This is a genomic window from Novosphingobium sp. UBA1939 (genome assembly GCF_002336885.1).
Taxonomy (GTDB): Bacteria; Pseudomonadota; Alphaproteobacteria; order Sphingomonadales; family Sphingomonadaceae; genus Novosphingobium.
This window is the reverse complement of sequence record NZ_DDFB01000097.1, coordinates 2,279-7,523: the sequence shown is the minus strand read 5'-3', so window position 1 is coordinate 7,523 and position 5,245 is coordinate 2,279. Positions and strand designations below refer to the sequence as shown.

General features: G+C 67.4%; 6 protein-coding genes. 1 reads left to right on the top strand and 5 read right to left on the bottom strand.

The genetic code is table 11. The features are described from left to right. Positions 1 to 401 precede the first annotated feature (401 nt). The 5 genes from B3547_RS12740 to B3547_RS12720 form a co-directional block, all read right to left on the bottom strand. On the bottom strand, positions 402 to 815 hold the full coding sequence (locus tag B3547_RS12740; protein ID WP_292963712.1) for a hypothetical protein: 414 nt from the start codon (positions 813 to 815) through the stop codon (positions 402 to 404). A gap of 126 nt (positions 816 to 941) precedes the next feature. Further along, a complete protein-coding gene (locus B3547_RS12735; RefSeq protein ID WP_292963710.1) occupies positions 942 to 1,643 on the bottom strand; it encodes a DsbA family oxidoreductase in 702 nt (233 codons plus the stop codon). Continuing rightward, positions 1,640 to 2,524, bottom strand: coding sequence for an NAD(+) diphosphatase (nudC, locus tag B3547_RS12730; protein WP_124808968.1), 885 nt, complete (start codon positions 2,522 to 2,524; stop codon positions 1,640 to 1,642). Before nudC ends, B3547_RS12735 begins: the two co-directional genes overlap by 4 nt. After that, positions 2,521 to 3,837, bottom strand: a complete 1,317-nt coding sequence (locus tag B3547_RS12725; protein ID WP_292963708.1) for a serine hydrolase domain-containing protein — start codon at positions 3,835 to 3,837, stop codon at positions 2,521 to 2,523. The genes nudC and B3547_RS12725 overlap by 4 nt, the downstream gene beginning before the upstream one ends. A 27-nt stretch (positions 3,838 to 3,864) precedes the next feature. Then, positions 3,865 to 4,923, bottom strand: coding sequence for an A/G-specific adenine glycosylase (locus tag B3547_RS12720; RefSeq protein ID WP_124808966.1), 1,059 nt, complete (start codon positions 4,921 to 4,923; stop codon positions 3,865 to 3,867). Between the two features lie 29 nt (positions 4,924 to 4,952). On the opposite strand from B3547_RS12720, the gene B3547_RS12715 reads away from it, so the two are divergent. Beyond that, positions 4,953 to 5,245: DciA family protein (locus B3547_RS12715; protein WP_292963714.1), on the top strand; the 293-nt coding region annotated here is incomplete at its 3' end.

Below are 5,245 nucleotides of genomic sequence, written 5' to 3'. Positions count from 1 at the left end.
ATCGAGCAGCGCGGCGGCGATGCCGTGTTCCGCGCGGGCAACCGGCTGCCGGGCGCGCCGCCCGCCGGTTCGCATCCCGCCGGGCCCAGTCCAGCGGGAACGAACCTGCTCGGCTCCAACGCCATCCGGCCCGAATACCAGAACAGCGGCAAGTGGATCGCGCAGCCGCAGGGGTAGGGTCGGAACCCATTACTGGCTTTGGGCATAAGAAACCTCGTTCGTCCTGAGCTTGTCGAAGGACGCGCGGGGTGCCGGCCTTGCGCGCTAAACCGCCCCAGAATCAGCCGTATCGCGGGTCCTTCGACAAGCTCAGGACGAACGGGTGTGGGGATTGGATAACGGCCCGCTTTTCCCGGCGTTCCAACCGCACGCGGGTTCCGGACACAACGCGATTTCGGACGTCAAGGATCACCAACGACGTCCCACTGCTTCGGATTTCGACCTTCGCTACAAGCTTGGTGCGAACTATTGCAGATTGGGGACGCCATCATCATTGCCCGAACCTCCTCAACTCTTTGGCAAGGAGCGGTTGGCGAAACCTCAAGTATTGGTTTGGGGATGGAATTTAGTTTTCCCGCCTCAACGAGACAGGCTTGCAATTGATCATTCGAAACGGCGCTACCAGCCCATTTCACAAAGCCGTTCGCATCGATTGATACCGCAACAATCGGAACAAGTTCGCCGATACCGACTTTTGCCGTCCCCCAAGCTAAGGGCGGCTTCGAACAATCCGCGTCATATGTGCGCTGCTTATGGTCACATCCTGACAGGCCCGGTGCCAAAAGGAATAACGCCAGCATCTCACTGTATTTCATCAAGGAACGATGCAGCGGAAATCGTCGTATGACAATGCCACCACCCTTCCCGCTGATGAGTCGATTTTTGTAGCTACCCGGAAGAGCGGAAATGCATTCAGGCAGGAGTGCCCAAACCACCCAAATTCAGGATACTCCTGCCGCTTCGCGCGCGATTACCCGGCGCAGGGCGTTGGCATAGACGTCCGGTTCCTGCGCGCCGGGGATCAGGTATTTGCCGTTGACGACCATCGCCGGCACGCCCGAGATGTTCCAGTCCCACGCCTGCTGCTCGCCCGCCACGACGATCGCGGCCAGTTCCGGATCGTCGAGCGCGGCTTGCGCGCGGGCGCGGTCCAGCCCCGCGCTTTCCGCCACATCGAGCAGGACGGCATGGTCCGAAACGTTGCGGCGGTGCTGGAAATGCGCCGCGAACAGCGCCAGCTTCAGCCGCACTTCGGTTTCCGCGTCGTAATCGCGCAAGGCATGGACCAGCAGCGTGTGCGCGGCGCGGGTGTTCCACATCATCGCCGGCGGCGGCGTGCCCTCGCCCGACCAGGACAGGCTGGCGCCGGCGCGTTCGGCAATCGCCAGCAATTGCGAGCGGCCTTCCGCCGCCTGTTCCTTGCTGCGCCCGTACTTGCGCATGATATGCGCGCTCTGCTCCTCGCCTTCGGGCGGCATGTCGGGGTTCAGCTCGAACGGGTGAAAGCGGATCGTCGCCGTCACCTCGTCGCCCAGGATGGCCAGCCCCTTCTGCAACTGGTGGTAGCCGATCACGCACCACGGGCACATCACGTCCGACCAGATGTCGATCGTCACCGGCTTTGGCGCAGCGGGCGCGGTCATCGGGCGATCCACCATTCCAGCAGGTGCCGCGCCACCGCGTGCGGCGGGGGCGCGATGAAAGGCCCTTCCTCATCCCCGTCCAGCGCCGCCCGCACTTCGGCGCGGGTGAACCAGCGCGCCTCTTCCAGTTCGGTGGTGTCGACGGTGAGCGCCGGATCGTCGGTCAGGCTGTGGCAGCCGATCATCAGCGACGAGGGGAACGGCCACGGCTGGCTGGCGACATACGTCACATCGCGCACGATCACGCCCGCTTCCTCCTGCACTTCGCGCGCCACCGCGCCCTCGATCGATTCGCCCGGCTCCACGAACCCGGCCAGCGCCGAGAAGCGGCGCGGGGGAAAGCGCGGCTGGCGGCCCAGCAGCAGGTTGCCCTGATGCTCCACCAGCATGATCGTGACCGGATCGACGCGCGGGAAGTGCTCCGCCTTGCACGCCGCGTTCGTGCAGGAACGCTGCCAGCCGCCCTTGGCCAGCACGGTGGCATGGCCGCACCGGGCGCAGAAGCGGTGCCGGGCGTGCCAGTCCACCAGGCTTCGCGCGCCGCCATAGATCGCCAGATCCTGCGATCCCAGCATCGTCATCGCCTGCCACAGGCGCGGGTTGGGCGGCGCGACACTGCCCACCAGACGCGGCGCGACTTCGGCGAAGCAGCCGCGTCCGTCCTCGGTCAGCCCCAGAAACACCAGTTCGGCCTGCGGATCGGCATCGGCCAGCGTGCCCCAGTCCAGCCCGCCTTCGGGCGCGAGCAGCGGGTCCAGCCCGTCCAGCCGCAGCAGGCGCGCGCGCCAGTTCATCAGGCCGGCGAGCTTTTCCGGATCGGAGCGGACATGGTCCGCCCGGTCGAGCGCGCTGCCGGCAAAGGCGATGGTGGTTCCGTTCATGCGGCTTTCTTTCCACGAAACAGGTCTGCGATCACAGCCTTGGGGAAATCCCTCTGCACCGGATAGGCTTCGGAGGGCATGTATTGCGTATAAAGGCCCGCCCGGTTGCCCACGCGATGGTTGATGAAGGCGATCGTACCGGCGGCGCCGGCCCAGCCATACGTCCCCGCATCCACACCGATGCCCACGCGCCCGCCGGCGCCGAAGCCCGCGCCGGCGATCATCGTGCCGTCGGTGGCGGTGCCGGCGGGAAGCAGGTTGCTGGTGCCCAGCCGCACCGCCGCCTCGCTCATCACGCGCCGCCCATTGATCACGCCATAGCCGAGCAGCATGGTAAGGAAGCGGTCGTAATCGCGCGGCGAACTCACCAGCCCGGCACCGCCGAACGGAAACGCCGGCGGATCAAGATAGATCGAGGACGGCGCCGGATCGAGCGGCACCACGAACCCGCCGAGCACGCCGTAGTTCGAGGTCAGCCGGCCGACTTCGCTTTTCGGCACCTGGAACCACGAACTGTCCATGCCCGTGGGGCCGAAGATGCGATCGTGCAGGAAGCGGTCGAACGGCTGGCCCGATACCACCTCGATCACGCGGCCCAGCAGATCGAGCGCGACCGAATAGCTCCACTGCGTGCCGGGTTCATAGACGAGCGGCAGATCGGCCAGACGGTCCGCGAACGCGGCGAGGCTGCGGGGCATGTCGGCGGGTTGCTGCATCCCCGGCAACGGCAACCGCGTGATCTGGCCGGGCACGATGCCGGCCTGTTCGTAGGCGGCCTTGATCGGTCCCTTCTGGATGATCGAATAGCCCAGCCCCGCTGTGTGAGTCAGCAGGTGGCGGATCGTGATCGGCGTTTTCGCGGGCCGCAGATCGGTGATCGAGCCGTCCGGCGTCACCTGCACCTGCATCTTCGCGAACTTCGGCAGCACGTCCGACAGGGGCTGGTCGAGCCGCAGCCGGCCTTCGTCGATCAGGATCATCGCGGCCATGCCGGTGACCGGCTTGGTCATCGAATAGACGCGGAACAGGCTGTCCATGGTGACGGGGGCGGCTTCGCCCTTCGTTTCGACGCCACGCGCGATGCTTTCCGGCGGTGCACTGCCCCAGCCGAGCGCCGCGATCATCCCGGGCAGCTTGCCGCCGGACACGTAGCCATCGAGCAGTTGCGTCACCGCCGGCCATTGCGCCTCGGCCGCCGCGCTGGCGAAGGCCAGGCGGGGGAACAGAGTGGCCCCCGCTCCCACGAACAGGCCACCTCGCATGATTTCGCGTCGGGAAAGGCCCTGGAACGCGGGCAGAACTTCGCTTCGCATGGGGTCTTCTACCGCCTCTCGCTCATCCTACGCCCCGGCCAGCGCCAGTTGCGCCGCCTTGGCGAATACCGTGGGCAAGCCGGCCTCTTCGATCCCTGCGAGCGGCCACCATTCTCCCTCGGCCAGACTAGCACCGCCAGCGGCATCGCAAAGCATCAATTGCAATTCGAGATCGAAATGGCTGAAGGTGTGCCGGACCAGCCCGCCCGAGCGCCAGCCACCGGCCAGCGGCGGTTCACCGTGGCCATCGGCGCGCGCGTTCCAGCCATCGTCGGGCAAGGCGCGCATCCCGCCCAGCATCCCCTTCCCCGGCCGCCGCACCAGCCAGACCGCGCCATCGCGCACGATCCAGAACGCGCGCCCGCGCCGCGTGGGCCGAGCCTTCTTCGCCGCCTTCACCGGCAGGCGCTCCGGATCGCCCTCGGCATAGGCCCGGCACTCGTCACGTATCGGGCACAACAGGCAGCGCGGCGCCTTCACGGTGCAGACCGTCGCGCCAAGGTCCATCATCGCCTGCGCGAAATCGCCCGCGCGCACTTCGGGCGTGATCGCGTCCGTTGCCTCGCGAATCGCCGGGCGCGCACCGGGCAGCGGTTCCGTGATGGCGAACAGCCGCGCCACCACGCGCTCGACATTGGCATCCACCACCACCGCGCGCCGCCCGAACGCGATCGCGGCGACGGCGGCGGCGGTATAGGCGCCCAGCCCCGGCAAGGCGCGCAGGGCTTCCTCGGTATCGGGGAACGCCCCGCCCATCGCCGCCACGGCGCGCGCGCAGGCGAGCAGGTTACGGGCGCGAGCGTAGTAGCCCAGCCCGGCCCAGGCAGCCATGACATCGGCATCATCCGCCGCCGCCAGATCGGTCACCGCCGGCCAGCGCTGGGTGAACTTCGCGAAATAGGGGCCGACGGCGGCCACGGTCGTCTGCTGGAGCATCACTTCCGACAGCCACACGCGGTACGGTTCCTGCGGCGCCTCCCCCGGCAGCCGCCGCCACGGCAACCGGCGCGCGTGGACATCGTACCAGGCGAGCAGATCGCCGGCGATCGTACCCGCACCCGAATTCGTCTCGCCACTGGTCTGCATCGCGCCGCTATGGCATGGCAGCACGCAATATGGAACGCGAAGCAGGAAAGCCCCGGAACGCCCCGCAAAAGACCGGCCAGAAGGCGGGTCAAAACGCCGGCAAGCCGTTCGAGCGCGCGCGTGGCGGAGAGGCGCGGCAGATCGCCGACCTGATGCCCGCGATCGGCCGCACCGCTTTTCGCCGCTTCGGCTTCGTGCAGAGTTCGGTGGTCACGCGCTGGCCCGAGATCGTGGGGCAGCACCACGCCCGGCACTGCGCGCCCGAATCGATCCGCTTCCCGCCCGGCGAAAAGGCCGATGGCATTCTCCAGCTGGTCGTCAC

Coding starts and splice junctions, on each gene's coding strand:
- B3547_RS12740 (WP_292963712.1), bottom strand. CDS start 815: ATGAAATACAGTGAGATGCTGGCGTTATTCCTTTTGGCACCGGGCCTG.
- B3547_RS12735 (WP_292963710.1), bottom strand. CDS start 1,643: ATGACCGCGCCCGCTGCGCCAAAGCCGGTGACGATCGACATCTGGTCG.
- B3547_RS12725 (WP_292963708.1), bottom strand. CDS start 3,837: ATGCGAAGCGAAGTTCTGCCCGCGTTCCAGGGCCTTTCCCGACGCGAA.
- nudC (WP_124808968.1), bottom strand. CDS start 2,524: ATGAACGGAACCACCATCGCCTTTGCCGGCAGCGCGCTCGACCGGGCG.
- B3547_RS12720 (WP_124808966.1), bottom strand. CDS start 4,923: ATGCAGACCAGTGGCGAGACGAATTCGGGTGCGGGTACGATCGCCGGC.